The 19,290-nt window shown below is 70.6% G+C and carries 14 protein-coding genes; 3 read left to right on the top strand and 11 right to left on the bottom strand.

Annotated elements, in window-relative coordinates:
- Positions 1-48: 48 nt before the first annotated feature.
- The 4 genes from ngcE to KCQ71_RS00900 form a co-directional block, all read right to left on the bottom strand.
- On the bottom strand, positions 49-1,470 hold the full coding sequence (gene ngcE, locus KCQ71_RS00915; RefSeq protein ID WP_223401805.1) for an N-acetylglucosamine/diacetylchitobiose ABC transporter substrate-binding protein: 1,422 nt from the start codon (positions 1,468-1,470) through the stop codon (positions 49-51).
- 54 nt (positions 1,471-1,524) lie between these two features.
- Complete coding sequence (locus tag KCQ71_RS00910; RefSeq protein WP_223401796.1) at positions 1,525-2,280, bottom strand: sugar isomerase domain-containing protein; 756 nt, start codon at positions 2,278-2,280, stop codon at positions 1,525-1,527.
- Positions 2,277-3,206, bottom strand: coding sequence for a MurR/RpiR family transcriptional regulator (locus KCQ71_RS00905; protein WP_223401794.1), 930 nt, complete (start codon positions 3,204-3,206; stop codon positions 2,277-2,279). Before KCQ71_RS00905 ends, KCQ71_RS00910 begins: the two co-directional genes overlap by 4 nt.
- A 120-nt stretch (positions 3,207-3,326) precedes the next feature.
- Positions 3,327-5,639, bottom strand: a complete 2,313-nt coding sequence (locus KCQ71_RS00900) for a CHAT domain-containing protein (RefSeq protein WP_223401792.1) — start codon at positions 5,637-5,639, stop codon at positions 3,327-3,329.
- A 213-nt stretch (positions 5,640-5,852) separates the two neighbouring features.
- On the opposite strand from KCQ71_RS00900, the gene KCQ71_RS00895 reads away from it, so the two are divergent.
- Positions 5,853-7,646 carry a caspase family protein gene (locus KCQ71_RS00895; RefSeq protein ID WP_223401790.1) on the top strand — a complete coding sequence of 598 codons (1,794 nt, stop codon included), beginning with the start codon at positions 5,853-5,855 and terminating at the stop codon, positions 7,644-7,646.
- A gap of 45 nt (positions 7,647-7,691) precedes the next feature.
- Here KCQ71_RS00895 and uvrB read toward each other — a convergent pair whose 3' ends face one another.
- The gene (gene uvrB / locus KCQ71_RS00890; protein ID WP_223401788.1) at positions 7,692-9,782 is read right to left on the bottom strand and encodes an excinuclease ABC subunit UvrB; all 2,091 of its coding nucleotides are present in this window, start codon (positions 9,780-9,782) and stop codon (positions 7,692-7,694) included.
- 85 nt (positions 9,783-9,867) lie between these two features.
- On the opposite strand from uvrB, the gene KCQ71_RS00885 reads away from it, so the two are divergent.
- Together KCQ71_RS00885 and KCQ71_RS00880 are read left to right on the top strand one after the other, a co-directional pair.
- Complete coding sequence (locus KCQ71_RS00885) at positions 9,868-10,563, top strand: alpha/beta hydrolase (protein ID WP_223401786.1); 696 nt, start codon at positions 9,868-9,870, stop codon at positions 10,561-10,563.
- 90 nt (positions 10,564-10,653) lie between these two features.
- Positions 10,654-11,091, top strand: coding sequence for an OsmC family peroxiredoxin (locus tag KCQ71_RS00880; RefSeq protein ID WP_223401784.1), 438 nt, complete (start codon positions 10,654-10,656; stop codon positions 11,089-11,091).
- Positions 11,092-11,164: 73 nt separating this feature from the next.
- Here the strand turns inward: KCQ71_RS00880 and coaE are convergent, their stop codons facing one another.
- From coaE to rpsA, 6 genes are all read right to left on the bottom strand, one after another.
- Entirely contained in the window at positions 11,165-12,370 is a 1,206-nt protein-coding gene (coaE, locus tag KCQ71_RS00875) for a dephospho-CoA kinase (RefSeq protein ID WP_223401782.1), read from the bottom strand.
- A 58-nt stretch (positions 12,371-12,428) separates the two neighbouring features.
- A complete protein-coding gene (locus tag KCQ71_RS00870) occupies positions 12,429-13,052 on the bottom strand; it encodes a pyroglutamyl-peptidase I (protein WP_223401780.1) in 624 nt (207 codons plus the stop codon).
- A gap of 16 nt (positions 13,053-13,068) precedes the next feature.
- A complete protein-coding gene (locus KCQ71_RS00865; protein WP_223401778.1) occupies positions 13,069-14,187 on the bottom strand; it encodes a ComEC/Rec2 family competence protein in 1,119 nt (372 codons plus the stop codon).
- The gene (locus KCQ71_RS00860; protein WP_223401776.1) at positions 14,184-15,413 is read right to left on the bottom strand and encodes a hypothetical protein; all 1,230 of its coding nucleotides are present in this window, start codon (positions 15,411-15,413) and stop codon (positions 14,184-14,186) included. The genes KCQ71_RS00865 and KCQ71_RS00860 overlap by 4 nt, the downstream gene beginning before the upstream one ends.
- On the bottom strand, positions 15,410-16,561 hold the full coding sequence (locus KCQ71_RS00855; protein WP_223401774.1) for a caspase family protein: 1,152 nt from the start codon (positions 16,559-16,561) through the stop codon (positions 15,410-15,412). Before KCQ71_RS00855 ends, KCQ71_RS00860 begins: the two co-directional genes overlap by 4 nt.
- Before the next feature lie 1,100 nt (positions 16,562-17,661).
- Positions 17,662-19,161, bottom strand: a complete 1,500-nt coding sequence (gene rpsA / locus KCQ71_RS00850) for a 30S ribosomal protein S1 (RefSeq protein ID WP_223401772.1) — start codon at positions 19,159-19,161, stop codon at positions 17,662-17,664.
- Positions 19,162-19,290: the final 129 nt, after the last annotated feature.

The raw sequence follows: 19,290 nt of genomic DNA, 5'->3' as shown, positions 1-19,290 counted from the left end.
GCCCAACACCGACTGCGATCGCCCGACCGGGGTCGGCACCTGCCGCGGTCATTGGACCTCGATCTTGGTGATCGAGTCATCCTCCCGGATCCGGTCCGTGAGTCCCTGCAGATCGGCGGTGAGCTTCTCCACGGTGCTCTGCCCGTCCAGGAAGGAGTTCCAGAACACGAGCTGCTCCTGGTTCATGCCGTAGGTGGCGACGAAGTTGTAGGTGAAGATGTCGTCGCCGGCGGCCGAGAGCATGTCCGTCTGGGAGACCAACGCGGTCGAGCCGAAGCCGTCCGCAGGCACGAGGTCCTTGATCACGGTCGGCGCGAGCTTCGTCTTGCTGAAGTTCTCCGCCGATTCCTTCGAGAGCATCGTGCGCAGCAGTTCCTTGCCGCCCTCGACACTGGCGGCGTCGCTCGGCACGATGAACGGCTCACCGGCCGTGGAGTGCAACGCGGTGGCAGGCAGAGCGGAGTCCGAGGTGACCGTGAAGGTGGTCATGCCGGTCATCTCGAAGCCGTCCGCGGTCTGATCCTTCATCTCGTTCTCGATCCAGGACCCGGACGGGTACAGCAGCGCCGCCTGATCGTTGCTCCACTGCGCCTGCGCCGCGGTGAACTGGGTACCGGAGCCACCGGGCTTCATGTAGCCGAGGTCGATGATCTCCTTCATCGCGGTGAACACCGACTGGATCGCCGGCAGGGACCAGCAGCCCTCCTGCAGGTTCTCCAGGGCCAGGCGAACCTCGTCGCCGCCCTCCATGATCGCGGAGTCGATGGCGAGTGTCTGGTAGTAGGTGGCCGCCTCGGTGCCGAAGAGGAACAGGTACTTGTCCTGCTCCTTTGCCAGTGCTCCGAGTTCCTTCGCCTCCTCCCAGGTGGTGGGCGGCGTCCAGCCGTTGTCGGCGAACAGGCTCGCGGAGTACCAGATGCCGTACACGGTCAGGACGTAGTTGATCGCGGCGAGCTTGCCGTCGAACGTGCCCGGCGCCAGCACCCCGCCGTAGAGCGTGTCCCGGATCGTGGTGCCCTCGAGGTTCGGCGCGTCGATGACGTCGGTGAGGTCCTCGAGCTGGTCCAGGATCGTGTTGAAGCCCATGGACTGTGCGCCCGAGTTGTCGATCAGGTCGGGCGGGTTGCCGCCGACGAAGCGCGGCTGCAGCTCGGTGGCGATCTGGGTGGAGGACTGCACCTCGACGCTGGAGCCAGGGTGGGTCTCGGCGAGGATCGCAGCGGCGAACTCGACGTAGTCGATGCCGTAGCCACCGTCGAAGATGACGGCGTCCACGACGGTGTTCTCCGCCATACCGAACGGGTTGGTGTCCGATGCCTCGCCGGTGTTGCCGCCGTCGGTCGGGTCGTCGTCGCCAGCGCCGCCGGTGGCGCAGGAGGCGAGGGCGCCCGCCGTCGGGATACCGATCGCGGCGGCGAGCGCGCCGCGCAGAACGGTGCGCCGGTTCATTGGAACGTGTTGGACGGTCATGGTGGTTACCTTTCTTGGGGGGTAGGCGGCGGAGGTTACCGAGACGCCTGCAGGTCAGACACTCCAGCGGATCCTGTCGCGGTACAGGTGCTGCAGTGCCCGGTTGTGCTCATCGCCGCCAGGGACATTGGCGGAGAGGTAGACGGGTGGCGTGCCACCCGCATCGGCGAGGCGCTGGGCCACACCGAGGGTCAACAGTTGGGCGACGAACGCCCCGGTGATCGAGGAGACGGCACCCACGCCCACGCCGTCGGCGATGGTCAGGGTGGTGTCCCCGCGAGGAGCGAGGTTGTCGACGACGACGTCGGCGACCTCGGCAAGTCGGACCCCGCTCGGGTGCTGGGGCTCGACGCTGTTGGTGTGTTCGAGGCTGGTCACGGCGATCACCTTGTGGCCACGCTCCTTGACCGCGAGCGCGAGCCCCACGATCGACCCGTTCACACCGGAGTTCGAGGCGATCAGGAAGACGTCCTCCTCCCCGATCCGGGTGACCCGGAGCAGCTCGCCGACGACGTTCGGATCCCGCTCGAGCTCGCTGCCGAACAGGGCGGCGGGCTCCCGGTTGCCGAACAGGACGACGTCGCGGAGTGCGATGCCGTTCGTGGGGATCAGCCCGCCGGCGCGGCCCGCCATCTCCATGGCGAACGCCTGGGAGTGCCCGGTCCCGAACGCCTGGATGACCCCTCCGGCGTCGATCGCGTCGACCATGAGGTCGATCGCGGCGTCGTAGGCACCATCGGCAGCCGCGGCAGCGAGCCGCTCGAGGCGACCGGTGGCCTCGGCGAGGAGGTCGGGTGCGCCGGCGATCATGACGCGCTCGGATCGTTGCGGTCCGCGGAGGCGAACCGTCGGTGCCCGGACACTGCGCGGGCGGAGGCCGCGATCTTGTTCACGCTGTCGGTGAAGTCCTGCTGGATCACCAGGAGATAGATCAGGTCCAGGACGAACAGCTGGGAGTGCTTGGCGGAGAGGTCGGCGGGGTGCAGGTACTGCTCCGGCACGGACGCGGTCAGGCAGACGTCCGCGAGCTGCCCGAGCGGGGAGGTGTGCCGGTTCGTGATGGCCACCGTGAATGCCCCGGACGCCTTCGCCCGGGCGAGCATCTCGATCGTCTCCTTGGTGCGGCCACTGTTGGAGATGCCGATCGCGATCGTGCGCTCGTCCTGGATCGAGGCGCTCGCCAGGCCGGCGTGCACGTCACCCCAGGAATGCACGTTGACCCCGATCCGGTACAGCCGGTTCTCGAGCTCGTCGGCCATCGCAGCGCTGCCGCCGGTGCCGTAGATGTCCAGGTGCCGCGAGCTGGCGATGCGCTCTGCCACGGCCGCGCACTCGGCGACGTCGACCGTGCCGGCCGTCGCGCGCAGCGAGCGGATGTGCGCGTTCAGCAGCGTCCGCAGCACGGCCTGCGGTGGGTCGGTCGGGGAGAGTGTCCGCCCGATCTCGGTGCGCCACTGGTCGTCGGCCTCGCCGCGGCCGCTGTCCGCTGCGACGGCGACCCGGAACTGCACGTAGCCGGGGTACCCGAGCTGGCGGCAGAACCGGGTGACGGTGGCCGCGGAGGTGCCGGCCCGGTCGGCGAGCTCGGTGATGGACAGTTCGAGCGGTGCGGCCGGCTCGGCGAGCAGCAGGTCACCGATCTTCGACATCGTCGCGGACATCTGTGGGAGGTTGGCCTGGATGCGCTCGACCATGCGGAGCATGCCGTCCGCTGTCTCGACAGAATCCAGTTCCACTGAAAATTCCTCTCACGACGTCGTGGGTATCGCTGAAAGGTATTCTCGTCAGGGGGTCACGTCAAGTCGTTCCGGGCCCGATGAGGTCCCGATTTGGTAACGACGATCGCGGACGGCGCCTCAGGCGCTCGGACCGGCCAGCACCGCGGTGTGCCAGAGCCCGGGCAGGTTCTGCTCCGCGGAGGTCCGGATCGGGTTCGAACTGACCATCCGGGCCAGATCCGTGGGTGCGGTCGGCCCGTTCAGGCGTGCGTTGCTCGCGTTCAGGTTCATCCCGAACACGTCACCACGGGCAGGCGGCGAGGCCACGTTCAGAGTGCTCCACGGAAAGGCCGCCTCGATGAGGTAGCCCTGCTCGGTGAACTGCAGCCCGGTGTCGACGCCGAGATCTCCGATCGCGGCCTCGAACGTGCCCCGCCCGCCCGGGGCGTTCGCGGCGGTGAGCACCCGCTCCGCGGTGACCCCGAGCAGCACGTGCAGGTCATCGGGACGCAGCCGTTCGGTGTCGGCGAGTGCGCGAGGGTCCGAGCCGAACTCGAACGAGACCCCGTCCCCCTCCCAGAACGCGGACGGGGAGTACGGGTCGACCGGCGTCGGCACGGGGTCCAGGACCTCGACATGGACGAACAGGAAGTCCCTGGTCCACACCAGGTACCAGGCGCTCGCGAAGTCGGCGGCGCCGGCATCCTCGGGGTTCGCGTACACCGTCTCGCTCGCGTGCCAGGCCGGCACGTCCCCCCAGTCCGACATGTCCCCGTCCATCACCGGCGCCTGCAGGGCACACGGGATGCTGACGAGGTCCGGGCTCGGATCGGGCAGCTCTGCCTCCTCGCCGCACGCGGTGACCACGTAGGCCTGCTCCACACTCGGACTCGCCCCGCTCGCGGAATCGGTCGGCTGGACCGACCGCCACACCGCATAGCCACCGACGCCCGCGAACCCGAGAGCCACGGTGAGCACGACGGCGGTGGTGAGCCGGCGCCGTCGGCGTGGGTCTGGGCGCGGCGTCCTCGGGCCGACGGGTGGGAACGGTGCCGGCGGTGCCGGCGGGGCGGGCCGGGACGCCTGGTCGCGCGGCTGCGGGCCCGGCTGGACCGGAGCATCCGCACGCCCGTCGGGCCGGACCCGCTGGGCGGGGTCATGGCTGGCATCGGCGCGTGCGTCGGTCTGCACCCGGGCGAGCAACGCCGTCGCCCCGTCGTCATCGGGGTTCTCGGCGACCAGCTGCTGCAGCAACGGCACCGCGACGCGGTCGGAGCCCGCAGCGGCCGCCTCCTGGGCGGCGGCGCGCATCGCGGCCCAGTGCTGGTCCCGGGTGGGCAGGGCAGCCGGCCGGGTGAGCAGGAACGGCTGCTCCTCGGCCGCGGACCGCAACAGCACCGGGGTGCCCCACTCGGAGTCCTCGTAGGTGAGGTAGATGGCCTTGCGCGCCTCGACGACCGCCTCCTCGACCGAGCGACCGCTCGCGAGCACGTAGTAGAACTCGTGCGAGAAGGCGACCGCGGCGCGGTCGGAGATCTCCGACTGCATCGCAACCACCGCCGGCAGCCCCTGCCGGACCAACGTCTGCCCGACGCCGGAGAAGACGTCCTGGCCCGACGTCTGCGCACCCTCGCACGCGTTCAGCACCGCGAGCTGGCAGCTCTTGGCATCGTGCAGGAGTGTGCCCAGCTTGGCGGCGGAGACCAGGTGGGAGGTGCCGTCCTCGCGCTCCAGGACGAGGACCCCGGTGCCCGCGGCCCGGTCGAAACCGCCGTGCCCGATGAAGTGGAAGACGTGGAAGCGCTGATAGATCGCGTGCTGCAGCCCGGTCAGGGTCGCGGAGTCGAGGAACACCAGCTCGAGCGAACCGGCCGCGGTCAGGTCCGCCGTCGTCGTGCGGAGCAGTTCCGCCTCGCGCTGCACATCCAGTTGGGCGGCGTCACTCGGGCTGGAGATCATCACGAGGACGCGGAGCGGCGGGTCCAGCCCGGACGGCGTGGACCGCGCCGGGGTGTCCAGGAAGCGCACCAGCGGGGTGTCGGTGGAGAGGGTGAGGAACCGGCTCAGCGCGTGCGAGTACAGGTACTCCCAGGGGACGCCGGCCAGGTCCGGGGCACCGCTCAGGTTGAGCCGGATCCGCAGCCCCTTCCCCTGCTGCTCGGCGAGCGCGAGGCTGCGCTGGAAGCAGGCCCGGATGTCACCGGCGAAAATCGCGTCGTTGAGCCGGCCGCCGATGTCCTGGAGGTCCACCGGACTCGGGCTCAGCGAGATGCCTCGCGCCGGCGTTCGTGCGGGGCCGGTGGCGACCAGGAATCGCGCCAGCTCCATGGGGGTGACAGGCAGCTCGAACGCGGCCTCCGCAACGCCTGCGGGCGAACTCGTGACGCGCGCCTGCACCGCGCCTCCGCGGTCGGAGACGAGGGCCAGATCCAGATCGAGATATGCACGCACGAGTAACACCTCCGCTCCGCGGTCGGCGTTCACCGGTGAACGCCGAAGGCGGCTCGGTTCCATTGTCCGACCGCTGCGCAACCGGCACAGCGAAATACCGTGTGATTCCCGCGAACCGGCCGATTCACCCGGGGATGCGCACCGAATCACCCGTCGCGGCAGGGCCGATCGCGCGAGACTGGAGCATCACCGCCGGCGATCAGGGAGGAACGCATGGCCGGCACCGTCCGGGCACTTCTCGTGGGTATCGACGACTACCTCGCGATCACGCCTCTCGCGGGCTGCGGCAACGACGTCGCGGCGGCCGAGCAGGTCCTGCGAGTGCGCGCGGAGTCCACGGGCGCCGCGCTGGAGGTGCGCACCCTGCGTGACGCCGAGGCGACCCGGGAGGCCCTGATCGCCACGTTCTTCGAGCACCTCGGCCGCACCGGGCCCGACGACGTCGCCGTGTTCTGGTACAGCGGGCACGGCTCCCAGGAGCGGGCCCCCGAGTCGAGCTGGCACGCTGAGCCCGATCGACTCATCGAGACCCTGGTCCCCTACGACGCCCGGACCCCCGACGTGTTCGACCTGGCGGACAAGGAGCTCGCGCAGTTGCTCGGCCTGGCCGCGCGGCGCGGCGGCCACGTGCTCGCCGTGCTGGACTGCTGCCACTCGGGGGGCGGGACCCGCACGGTCGACGACGATGCCACCGGCGGCGTCCGCGCGGCGCCCGCGGACGACCGGATCCGCCCGCCGGGCGTGAGCCTGTCCCTGACGACCACCAGAGGATTGGGCGATGCGAAGCCGGCCGCGCGCTGGGTGGCGTTGTCCGCGTGCCGCTCGGACCAGAAGGCCAAGGAGCGACCGGTGCGGGGTGTCACCCGCGGGGTGCTGTCGGCCGGCCTCGAGCGGGCCCTCACGGGCGCGATCGGGCCGCTCTCCTATCGGGACATCCACCGGATGTGCAGCGCTGCCACCCTGGATCTGGTCGCCGATCAGAGCCCGCAGCTCGAGGTGGCCGAGCCGGGAGACCTCGACAAACCGTTCCTCGGCGGCGCCGCGGTGCTGGCCGCGCACCCGTTCACGGTGAGCATCCGCGGTGGTCGGTGGCTGCTCGACGGCGGCGTGGTGCACGGACTCCCGGACATCGCCGTCGGCCGCACGGAGATCGCGCTGTTCCCGATCGGCGCGGCGCAGGGCGGTGCCTCGCCGGCCTCGGCCGGTCCGCTCGCGCGGGGCGTCCTCAGCGCGGTGCGGGTCGGTGAGAGCGACGTCCGGATCACCGACGGCGAGGGTGCCCTCGATCCGGCACGCACCTATCGCGCGAGCGTGGGCCGGGCGGGCACCGCCCCGGGCGGGCCCGAAGGCCACGGCACGGCGGGTGCCGGCGCGGCCGGTGGCCGCACGAGCACCGGCGACCCGGGCGGCGGCCCGGCCGGCGAAGGCGCCGGCGACGCGGGCGGCGATCCGGCCCGGGCGGCACACATCGGTCGCTGGCACGACCTGCTCGACCGGCGCAACCCGGGCACCACGATCCCCGTGGGGACGGTCGACGTCGCCGTCGAGCAGCCGGACGGCACCCCGCTACCCGTGGACGGCACCGTGGAGGTGCGATGCCCACCCGGGCAACGGTGGGCGCCGGCGCGGATCCGGGTTGTCAACCGGCTCGGGCCCACGCTGTTCTGCGCCCTGTTCGCGCTCACCCAGGACCACGGTGTGGTGCCGTTGCTGCCCGGGGGCGGCGCCTGGCTCGGGGCCGGCGAGGAGGCCTGGGTCCTCGACGCCACCGGTGAGCCGACGGTCCGGATGACGGTGGCCCCGGGCCGGTCCCGAGCCGTGGATGTCCTCAAGTTGTTCGTCAGCACGGTGGAGTTCGACGCCCAGCAGATGCAGCAGGCCGAGCTGGGCGCCGACACCAGCCGCGGGCTGACCCTGGATCCCGCCACCCTCGACGCGGACGCCGCCGCGGTGTCCGCGCAGGACTGGACCACGGCGGAGTGGGTGATCACAACGCTGGCGCCGTGACGGTCGTGTCCCCCGACGCCACCGCAATGCGGGACGGCCGCGGTCTCAGGCCGTCGCCTGCATCATCTGCCGCAGCTCCTTCTTGAGGTCCGAGACCTCGTCCCGGAGCCGGGCCGCGAGCTCGAACTGCAGTTCCTCCGCGGCCGCGTGCATCTGATCGTTCAGTTCCTGGATGAGGTCCGCGAGATCCGACGCCGCCGCCCCCGCGAGCTTCTCCCGGGTGGACGTGGGCGCAGACGCCTTCCCGCCGCGTCCCTTGCCCTGCTGACGGTAGCCACCGGCCAGGAGCTCCTTGGTGTCGATCTCCTCGCGGGCGAGCAGTTCGGTGATGTCCCCGATCCGCTTGCGCAGCGGGGTGGGGTCGATGCCGTTCGCCGTGTTGTAGGCGACCTGCTTCTCCCGGCGCCGGTCGGTCTCCTCCAGAGCCATCTTCATGGACGGTGTGATCGAGTCCGCGTACATGTGCACCTCGCCGGACACGTTCCGCGCGGCCCGCCCGATGGTCTGGATCAGGGATGTGGACGAGCGCAGGAAGCCCTCCTTGTCCGCGTCCAGGATGCTCACCAGGGACACCTCCGGGAGGTCGAGACCCTCGCGCAGGAGGTTGATCCCGACGAGCACGTCGAACACCCCCGAGCGCAGCTCGCGGAGCAGCTCCACCCGACGCAGCGTGTCCACCTCAGAGTGCAGGTAACGCACCCGCACGTCCCGTTCCAGGAAGTAGTCGGTGAGGTCCTCGGCCATCTTCTTGGTGAGCGTGGTGACGAGCACCCGCTCGTCGCGGCCCGCTCGCTCCCGAATCTCGGCGAGCAGGTCGTCGATCTGACCCTGGGTCGGCTTGACCACCACCTTCGGGTCCACCAGCCCGGTGGGCCGGATGATCTGCTCGACGACGCCGTCGGACTGGGACAGCTCGTAGGAGCCCGGGGTGGCGGACAGGTACACGGTCTGCCCGATCCGGTCCAGGAACTCCTCCCAGCGCAGCGGCCTGTTGTCCATCGCGCTCGGCAGCCGGAACCCGTGTTCCACCAGGGTGCGTTTGCGCGAGGAGTCCCCCTCGAACATCGCCCCGATCTGCGGCACGGTCACGTGCGACTCGTCGATGACGAGCAGGAAGTCCTCGGGGAAGTAGTCCAGCAGTGTGTGCGGGGCGGAGCCGGCCTCGCGCCCGTCGATGTGCCGTGAGTAGTTCTCGATCCCCGAGCAGGATCCGATCTGGCGCATCATCTCGATGTCGTAGGTGGTGCGCATCCGCAGCCGCTGCGCTTCCAGGAGCTTGCCCTGCGCCTCGAACTCGGCCAGGCGCTCGGCGAGCTCGACCTCGATCGTCCCGATGGCCCGCTCCATCCGCTCCGGTCCGGCCACGTAGTGGGTGGCCGGGAACAGGTGCGTCTCGGTCTCCGAGCGCACCACCTCGCCGGTGAGCGGGTTCAGCGTCTGGATGGACTCGATCTCGTCCCCGAACATCTCGATCCGGATCGCGAGCTCCTCGTACACCGGGATGATCTCGATCGTGTCCCCGCGGACCCGGAACGTGCCCCGGGTGAAGGCCATGTCGTTGCGGGTGTACTGCATGGTCACGAAGTGGCGGAGCAGGTCGTCGCGGTCGATGCTGTCCCCGACCCGCAGCGGCACCATCCGGTCCACGTACTCCTGCGGGGTGCCAAGACCGTAGATGCAGGACACCGACGCGACCACGATGACGTCGCGCCGGGTGAGCAGGTTGTTCGTAGCCGAGTGCCGCAGCCGCTCGACCTCGTCATTGATCGAGGAGTCCTTCTCGATGTAGGTGTCCGACTGCGGGACGTACGCCTCGGGCTGGTAGTAGTCGTAGTAGGAGACGAAGTACTCGACGGCGTTGTTCGGCAGGAGCTCGCGGAACTCGTTGGCCAGCTGGGCGGCCAGGGTCTTGTTCGGCGCCATCACCAACGTGGGCCGCTGCACCTGCTCGATCAGCCAGGCCGTGGTCGCCGACTTCCCGGTACCGGTGGCCCCGAGGAGCACCACGTCCTTCTCCCCGGCCTTCAACCGCTCCGTGAGGTCGGCGATGGCGGTCGGCTGGTCCCCCGAGGGGGTGTACTCGGAGATCACCTCGAACGGGGCGACGGTCCGTTGCAGATCGGTGACAGGGCGCATGACACAAAGGTACGTCGGACCGGTGACATTCATCGATCGGCACCGGTACGCCGTCGGCCGAACGCAGGCGTGCCAGACTTCCGCCATGTCGACACTGCGCCCCGAGACCCTGCCGCTGGACGCCGGGGCGACCGTCTGGTCGGTACCACAGAACCGGGTCAACGCCGCCCTCGACGAGCGGCCGCTGCTCGTCCTGCTGCACGGCTTCGGCTCCAACGAGGCCGACCTCGCCGGCCTGATGCCGCACCTGCCGGCGGAGTTCGTGATCGCCAGCCTGCGGGCACCGCTGCCGGTCGACGTCGGGGCCGGCCGCGGCTACGCCTGGTTCCCGATCACCGACCCCGGCCGGCCGGACCCCGCCTACCTGGATGCCGGTGTGCGGGGCATCCGCCGGTGGCTGGAGCACACGCACGCGCGGGTCCGTACACCGGGGCCCGTGGCCCTGCTGGGATTCTCCCAGGGCGGCGCGATGGTGACCCACCTGCTGCGCCACAACCCCGAGGACTACGCGTGCGGCGTCGTCCTGTCCGGCTTCACCGCCGGTGGGTTGGTGGCCGGGGACGAGGCCCTCTCGCAGATCCGCCCGCCGGTGTTCTGGGGCCGTGACGATGCCGATCCGGTCATCACCGCGGACGCCGTGATGCGCACGACGGCGTTCCTCACCTCACACGTCGACCTCACCGAGCGCCGGTACCCCGGGGCGGGCCACGGCGTCGCCGCCGCCGAGCTGGCGGACGTCGCCCGATTCCTCCGCGATCACGTCGGTGTGCCCGGGTCGTGAACCGCGCTGTCGCGAAGGCGGCCGGCGAGGCAGACTGGCTCACGACGCCGCGCACGGAACGTCCGGGCGGGCGAAGGAGGAAATCGACAGATGGCACTCGTCAGCCGCGCAAGCGCATCCTGGTCCGGGAACCTGTTCCAGGGGTCGGGCTCAGCGAGCCTGGACAGCTCCAAGCTCGCGACGTTCGACATCAACTGGAAGGCCCGTACCGAGGAGAACGGCGGCACCACCAACCCCGAGGAGCTCATCGGTGCCGCGCACGCCGCGTGCTACTCGATGGCGTTCTCGAACGTGCTCGACTCCAACGGCACCCCGCCGACGCAGATCAACACCGGAGCGAAGGTCACCTTCGACCCGGGCGCCGAGGGCGGGGCCGCGATCACCGGCATCCACCTGACCGTGTCGGCAACGGTCGACAACCTCTCGGAAGAGGACTTCCAGAAGCTCGCCGTCGCGGCGAAGGAGGGCTGCCCGGTGTCGAAGGCCCTCGCTGCCACCGAGATCACGCTGACGGCGTCGCTCGCCTGACCCAGCTCACCGCATAAGCGCACTGCGCTCCCGTGCCGATCACCGGTCGCGCACGGGAGCGCCGATGCGTCGATCACAGGGCCGGTGGTTGCCACCGTTCGGCGGCGACCCACTCCTGCAGGCGGGGCCAGACCTGGGTGAACCAGGGCTCCTTCGCGGCCGCGTAGGCGCGGGTGTCGGCGGTGCCGGCCGCGGTTCGGCGCTTCAGTGCCGCGTATTCCTCGCGTGCGGCATCGTCGGCGCGGAGCCAGTCCCGGAAGGCCAGGGCGTAGGTCCAGGCAGGTCCGCCCACCACCCGCACGTGCAGGTTCACCGCCCGGCCCGGATCCGCGTTGCCGTGCAGCCGCTTGTCCCACCGGCGGGGATCGGGTTCGTTCGGCTTCGGGGTGTCTGCCCACTCCCCCGCCCGCACGGGGAACCCGGCCCGGCCTAGCGCCTCGGCGATCCGGTCCGCATCCGCGAGGGTGTCCACACCGAGCTGCAGGTCGAGCACGTCCTTGGCCGCCAGCCCCGGCACGGCGGTGGACCCGATGTGCTCCGCCGAGCGGATCCGTTCCCCGCCGGCGCGGCGCAGCCGGGCGAGGATCTGGTCCGCCTGCGCCACCCAGGTACGCGGCGGCTCGGGCGGTTCGAACAGCAGTGCCGGCCCGGATCGGGCCGCCACGGCACCCGCCTCGAGGTTGCGCGCGTACGGCGCGATCCGTCTCCTCCACAACTGCCCGACGGCGGTGCGCACCTCGTCCGGACGTCGTTCGTTGTCGATCCATACGTCGGCGACCCGGCGCCGGGCACCGTCGTCGGCCTGAGCCGCGATGCGCGCCCGGGCGTCCTCGGGCGTCATGCCGCGGTCGGTGACCAGCCGGTTCAGGCGCACGTCCTCGGACGCGCCCACCACCAGGACCAAGTGGTAGTTGGCCGCGAGGCCGTTCTCCACGATGAGCGGGACGTCGTGGACCACGATCGCGTCCGACGGCAGCGCCCGCACCCGGGCCTTCGTGGCCTCGCCGACGAGCGGGTGCACGATGGCGTTCAGCCGGGCCCGGGCGGCGTCGTCACCGAAGATCACCCGGCCGAGAGCGGGCCGGTCCAGGGTGCCGTCGGCCGTCAATATATCGTCGCCGAACGCCCCGGCCACGGCGTACAAGCCCGGCGTGCCCGGCTCGACCACCTCGCGGGCGATCACGTCCGCGTCGATCAGGTGGGCGCCCAGGTCGGTGAGGACCGCGGCGATCGTGGACTTGCCGGCGGCGATGCCCCCGGTGAGGCCGATATGTAGCACGGGCACCACCCTACGAGGTGCGGTGGCGCCCTGGTGAGGTGGGCGGATGGCGCTGCGCTCAGTCGGTGTCGCCAGCGGCGACCTGCAGTTCCGCGTCGACGTCGAGCGCCGCGTCGACGCTGACGCGCACCGCGCGGGCGAGCGTCGCCAGATCGGGCGAGCCGACGCCGTCGGGCATCGGCACGTGCACGAAACCGGCGCGACGGCCCAGCGCAAGGCCGGCCCACGCCGCCGCGCGGAAGAACATCGCGTTGCACACGAACGTGCCGGCGGTCATCGACAGCTCCGCCTCGATGCCGGCGTCCGCCAGCAGCATGCGGGTGGCCTTGACCGGCAGCGACGTGAACAGCGCGGTGGGTTGCCCGGCCAGCACCGGGGCTTCGGCGGGCTGGGCCCCGTCGTTGTCGGGGATCCGGGCGTCGCACAGGTTCACCGCGAGGCGCTCGAGGCCGACCCGGTCCCGACCGGGGGCCAGGCCCGCGCCGATGACGACGTCCGGATGGTGCTCGGCGAGCAGGACGTCCAGGTCGGCGCCCATCCGGGCGTAGGCCACGGGCAGCTCGGCCACGACGAGCCGCTCGGCACGGTCCCAGTCGCGATCGACCAGTCGCACTGCCTCGATCGAGGGGTTGCTGGTGGCGCCGTCGAAGGGTTCGAATCCGGTGAGCAGAACGGTGGGCACAACAGGACTCTACGGCTCACACTGTCGTATCGGGCCGCCGGTCGTCGGGGTCGGCACACAGGTCGACGGCGTTCGTTCCGTCCTGCCCTGCTGGCGGGTACGAGGTGGTGTAGAGCCACTGCGCCCGGAGTGTGTCGTCGTCCCAGACCAGGGTCTGCGCCGTGCGGTAGTTGAACACGAGGTGCGGTTGCCCGCCGTCGGCGAGGATGCGCGCGAGTGCCACGTCGTGCGGGTGCTGGTGGTGGGCGCCGTTCGTCGAGATGAGGAGGCGCGGACTCTCGAGCAGAGCGACGAGTTCACGCGAGAGGTTGTGCCGGCTCCCGTGGTGCGGGACCTTGACCGCGTCGAGCATCACCCGGCGGGACCCGCTCTCCGCCGCCAGCGGTGCGAGCGCCCGCACGAGGGTCTCGGCGTGCGCATCGGCGGCCAGCAGCACGCGCCGGCCCTCGTACTCGGCGAGGACGACGATGCTCGAGCCGTTCGCCTCGCTCGGGTCCGGGATATACGGCACGGCGGCGAGACCCGGCACGTCGATCGGGCCGAACGACTCGTACCCGAGGGGCGCCTCGATGTCGACGGCGGTGGACTCCTCACCGCCCGGGGTCAGGCGGGCTCGCCGGCACTCCCGCTCCCAGACGGGGATCAACCGTTCCAGATCGTCGCGGTCCGGGGCCAGGACCCGCAGCGTCAACCCACCCGCGAGGGTGACGGGCTCCGGGGCGTGGGTCACCTCGACGGACCGACCTCCGAAAGCACCGTTCCAGGAGGTGTCGGGCCGCTCCAGGAGCCGGGTCAGCCGTTCTCCCTGGACTGGACCGAAGGTCTCGATCCTGCCGTCGTGGAGGTGGTGATACCCGTTGAACCAGACGTCCCGGAACGTGATCGGCGGATCCGGGTCGGACAGCAGCGGCAGTACGCCCTCGATGTGGTCGCGGTCGACATGGGTCACGATGAGCAACTCGAGCCGACGCTCATCCGGTGATGCGGCGGCGAACCGGTCCCGGATGGCCCGGCGTGTGCCGGCCCGCCCCGCGTCGATCAGGAGCCGGTGCGGATGGTCCACGTCGCCCCAGGAGACGAGCAGGCAGTCCCCCTCCCGGGCCGGCAGCATCTCGACGGCGAACGTCCGGCTCATCCGGTGCCCGAGCGGAGCGTCGCGAACGGCTGGGCGAGGTCGGCGTGCCACGCCACCTCCTGCACGGTGGCGAGCATCCGCCCCGCCTCCTCGTCGCCGGTGCCGGCGAAGGTGCGCAGGCCGTCGACGAGCCACTGCAGGCCGAGCGTGTAGAACGGCAGGCCACGCCGGTACGCCTCCATGAAGGAATCGCGGGCCGCGTGCACGTCGGCGCTGCCGCTCCGGTGCCGCAACAGGAGTCGGCCCTGCAGGACGGCGCCGTCGGGCAGCCAGTCGAACCGCGCGGCCAGGTTCGCGATCAACGGATGCCACGCGGTGTCGCCCGTCTCCTCGGTGGCGAGCAGGACGTACCCGCCCGCGGCGGCCGCGAACGGATTCACCATCTTCTCGAACAGCCGAGACCTGGCGTGGTCGACGAGCACCCGCGCGGGTTGCGCCGACCCCGCACTCAAGAACCCGATCACCGGCGCGATGTATTGGTCCATCGGCGAGATCAGGATCCGTGCGCCGTCCGGCTGGTCGCGCACGAGCACGTCGACGACCGCGGCGCCGCCCGAGGTGATGGGCCACGGCACCGGCACGGGCACGAGCGACACATCTGCGCCACTGCGTGCCACCAGGTAACGGCGGCGCATCGGCCCGCCGGGTTCCGGTTCCTGATCCAGCCACTTCAGGGCCCCGGCCGCTCCGAAGCGGTAGAGCTGCCAGCCGGACTCACCGGTCAGCGGGGCAACCGCCAAGCCCTCCGGCGCGGGCTCGGCGCCGGTGACGATCGCGAGGACCGCCCGCCACGGGTAGCCAGGACCGGCCAGGCCGACGCGCCCTCGGGGGAGGCCCTCCAGCCACTCCAGCCGCACCGGTCCGGCGCCCCGGCCCGGCCGCATGTTCTCGCGGAGGGGAACCCCTCCCACCAGGTGCTGCCAGCTCAGCCACTCCCGCGGCGAGTGCGTCACGGCCAGGTCCACGCTGACGGGTGCTTCTCCAGCCCTGACCTCGGCGCTCGTTCGCTCACCGTTGGGCAACAGGACCTCGATGAGGTAGTCCCCAGGTTCGACCGGGATCGACGCCGGGGCCACGTTCCCGCCGACCGGAACGACGACGTCGCGCACGTCCGCCGCCGGCGATCGCCCGCCGCGGGAGTCGAACGCGAGGACCTGCGCGACGGCCCCGTGGGGGACCTCGGCGCCGTCGAGGTACTTGTCGACCCGCAGCAGCAACTCGCTCATGGCCGGACCCTCAGGGGGATGCGCATGAGCGGCGGGTGCACCCGTCGCTCGACCTCCTCGCGCCGGAAGGAGCCGTCGGCGAACTCGGCGACGAACCGGTACCGCCCCTCTGGCAGCGGAACCGTCCAGGCCCGCTTCGCGGGACCGCGCCGAGCCCGTTCGAGGTCGTTCTCGAAGCAGGCGAAGGACGCCGCCTCCGTGGCCTCGCGCGGGTCGCACTCGACGATCGTCAGCCCGTCCGGGGCCTCGGCCAGCGCACGGATGACGACCCTGCCATGGTGCTCGGCCGCCGGGACTGGCAGCCGTCCCAACTCGGGGGCCTCCAACGCCATGAGGACCTCGAGGGCGTCCTGCAGTCGCGAGGGCGTGACCTGCCAGTCCCCGCCGTCGAAGTCGTCGGCCCCGTAACCCTGCAACCCGGCCAGCAGTGCCCGCGTGAACACGCTGGGTCGGCCCGGGATCCCGTAGGCACTCGTACCGGGCAGCGCCGCGTAGAACACGGGCGCTCGGCGCATCTGCGGCTGGGCCGGCGCGAGCAGGTCCTGCTGGAAGATCGGGCGGCCGTTGTTGCTCCCTGCGCTCAGCAACGCCAAGGAGCCGACCCGGCACGCGTCCACGAAGTAGAGCTGCTCCCTGGCGAGGCATTGGTCCATGGCGGCGACGACGTTGCGGAAGTCGACGGCGCCGTCCAGCGCGTTGTGCGGCTTGGCGCCGTAGTCCTCGGCGAGCAGGGTGAGGTCGGCGCCGGCGGCGATCCCGTGCCCGGAGAAGAACAGGACGAGCCGCTCCCCCGCTCCCGCGTCACCCCGGGCACGCCACTGCGAAAGTGCCGTCTCCACGTTGTCGGCGGTCGCGGGGGCCACGGCCAACCTTGCGCCGGTCGTGGGATGCAGGAACGGGCTCGGGTCGGCCTCCGACAGCAGCAGGGTCACGGAGCCGAGGGGCACCGGGGTGTCGAGCTCGGCGATCGCCCAGGCCGCGAACGCCCGGGCGGACTCCGGGCACGACGTCAATTGCCCCATCCCGCCATGTTTAGCGGAGATCGGCCCGCTGCCGCCGAGCAGGTGCGGGTAGTTCCCGACCCCGACCACCAGGACGTGGGCAGCCGGACCGTCGACCTGCGCTTCATGGACGAGGAACTCACTCATGGGACCGAATCCCCCGATGAGCACGATCATTGTGGATGTGGGCCACCTCGGCCCGGAACAGTCCCCGTTTCGGGGACGTGCGCGCCGGAGCGAGTCTACGCCGAGGGCTGCCGCACCGGGTCGGTTCGCACAGCCCGGTCTGGCCAGCGTGCCCGCTGGCTCCCGGGCTCCGGCGCCTCCACCGAGGTAGCCTCATGCTCGGGTTCCTGCCGTCCAGCGCGGGGAGCCGACATGACTGACTGGGTTGAGCGGTGGCTAGAGAACCGGCCGCGCTGGGGCACGTACTCGATGCAGGCTCATCAGAACCTCGGCCGGCTCATCACCGATCTACTGACATTCGACGTGCTGGTAATTCCATCTCCCGACGACGACGCGGAGCACGCCCGGTGGGAGCGCGAGGGCTGGGACCCGGGGTTGCTGGCCCTACGCGTCACCCAACTGGGCGACGATGACCCACCTACCCCCTTGCCAGGCTCATGGGCGAATCGGATGACCGCTTCGGGTCGGCGGTCCTCGAGCAACCAAAGGTGCACACCGCCTTCAAGGGACACGAGGGTTGGACTCGAGCGCGACAGGGCGGCAGCCTTTCCAGACCCGAAACGAGGCGGGAGCCCTCACCGGCAGCAGCGACGGGGCCGCGTTGCCTCCGGCACCGCCCGGCGTGAAATCCGACGGGATCCGACTACGACTCCGGCTCGCGACACCCTGGAAGCCGACGAGCAGACGCTACGCCGCACGATCGACCTGGTCCAGGACGAGGACTTCCAGCATGCGAGGCGCCGACTCTGGTCGTGGGAGCAGACAATGCTACCCGAGTCGGACCCTCGCGACCTGGACGCCGGTCTGGAGGCGTTGGTCGAGTACTACAACGCCGTCGTACGACGCCAGCGTGCCGCGACCAGGGCCACTTGAGTCTTCCTCGTCGTGCCCGCACTCGCGGTGGCGGGTATAGACGCCGTCGCCGGGGCCGGCGCGGTGGGGACGGCCGCCGGCGGTCGAGGGATGCTGACCATCGCTGGCCACGCAGAGCCCTGCCTAGGCCGACGGCCCGCCACCCCGGTGCGGGGTGACGGGCCGTCGAGGTACTGCGTGGGGCTGGATCAGCCGCCGGTCAGCTTCTCGCGCAGCGCGGCGAGGGCCTCGTCCGAGGCCAGCGTGCCGGCCGCCTCGACCGGAGCCGAGCTGTAGGACGAGGAGTCCGAGCCCGAGTCCGAGGAGGTGGAGGACGAGGAGGAGGAACTGCTGGAGGAGGTGCCCGGGTCGGCGTCGGCCTCGATGGCCGCCGCGACCTGCTGCTTGTGGGCCTCCCAGCGAGCCTGGGCCAGCGCGTACTGCGCCTCCCATGCCTCGCGCTGGGTGTCGTAGCCCTCGAGCCACTCGTTCGTCTCCGGGTCGAAGCCCTCGGGGTACTTGTAGTTGCCCTGCTCGTCGTACTCCGCCGCCATGCCGTACATGGACGGGTCGAAGTCGTCGCTGCTGGGGTCGACGCCCTCGTTGGCCTGCTTGAGGGACAGCGAGATCCGGCGACGCTCGAGGTCGATGTCGATGACCTTGACGAACACCTCGTCGTCGACCTTCGCGACCTGCTCCGGCAGCTCCACGTGGCGCTGGGCCAGCTCGGAGATGTGGACCAGACCCTCGATACCGTCCTCGACGCGCACGAACGCACCGAACGGAACGAGCTTGGTGACCTTACCCGGCACGACCTGCCCGATGGCGTGGGTGCGGGCGAAGGCCTGCCACGGGTCCTCCTGGGTCGCCTTCAGCGACAGGGAGACACGCTCGCGGTCGAAGTCGACGTCGAGGACCTCGACGGTGACCTCCTGGCCGACCTCCACGATCTCGTTCGGGTGGTCGATGTGCTTCCAGGACAGCTCGGAGACGTGCACGAGACCGTCGACGCCGCCGAGGTCCACGAACGCACCGAAGTTGACGATGGACGAGACCACACCGGGACGAACCTGGCCCTTCTGCAGCGTCTGCAGGAAGGTGGAACGAACCTCGGACTGCGTCTGCTCGAGCCAGGCGCGACGAGACAGGACCACGTTGTTACGGTTCTTGTCCAACTCGATGATCTTGGCCTCGATCTCCTGGCCGATGTACGGCTGAAGGTCGCGGACGCGGCGCATCTCCACGAGGGAGGCGGGCAGGAAGCCACGCAGGCCGATGTCGAGGATGAGGCCGCCCTTGACGACCTCGATGACGGTGCCGGTGACGACGCCGTCCTCCTCCTTGATCTTCTCGATCGTGCCCCAGGCCCGCTCGTACTGCGCGCGCTTCTTGGACAGGAGCAGACGACCCTCCTTGTCCTCCTTCTGGAGGACGAGGGCCTCGACGCGCTCACCAACGGAGACGACCTCATCGGGGTCGACGTCGTGCTTGATGGAGAGCTCGCGGGAAAGGATGACGCCTTCGGTCTTGTAACCGATGTCGAGGAGGACCTCGTCCCGGTCAACCTTGACGACGGTGCCCTCGACGATGTCTCCGTCGTTGAAGTACTTGATGGTCGCATCGACGGCTGCGAGGAAGTCTTCTTCCGAGCCGATGTCGTTGATCGCGACCTGCGGGACCGTCGTCGTGGCGGGGGTGGTGATAGTCATAGAGTGTTGGACTCCGATGTGGACAGGAATAGTGCGGACAGGGGATGGTGGCACGCGTAGCCCCCGCGAACCGTGTGTTCCATGGTGACCGGTGTTCCGATCGCCGGGCGGCGCAGGAGGGCACGAAAA

It is taken from the genome of Occultella gossypii (assembly GCF_019947135.1).
In the GTDB taxonomy this organism is placed as follows: Bacteria; Actinomycetota; Actinomycetes; order Actinomycetales; family Beutenbergiaceae; genus Occultella; species Occultella gossypii.
Note: the sequence above shows the minus strand (reverse complement) of the source record. Positions and strands in the feature narration are given on the sequence as shown.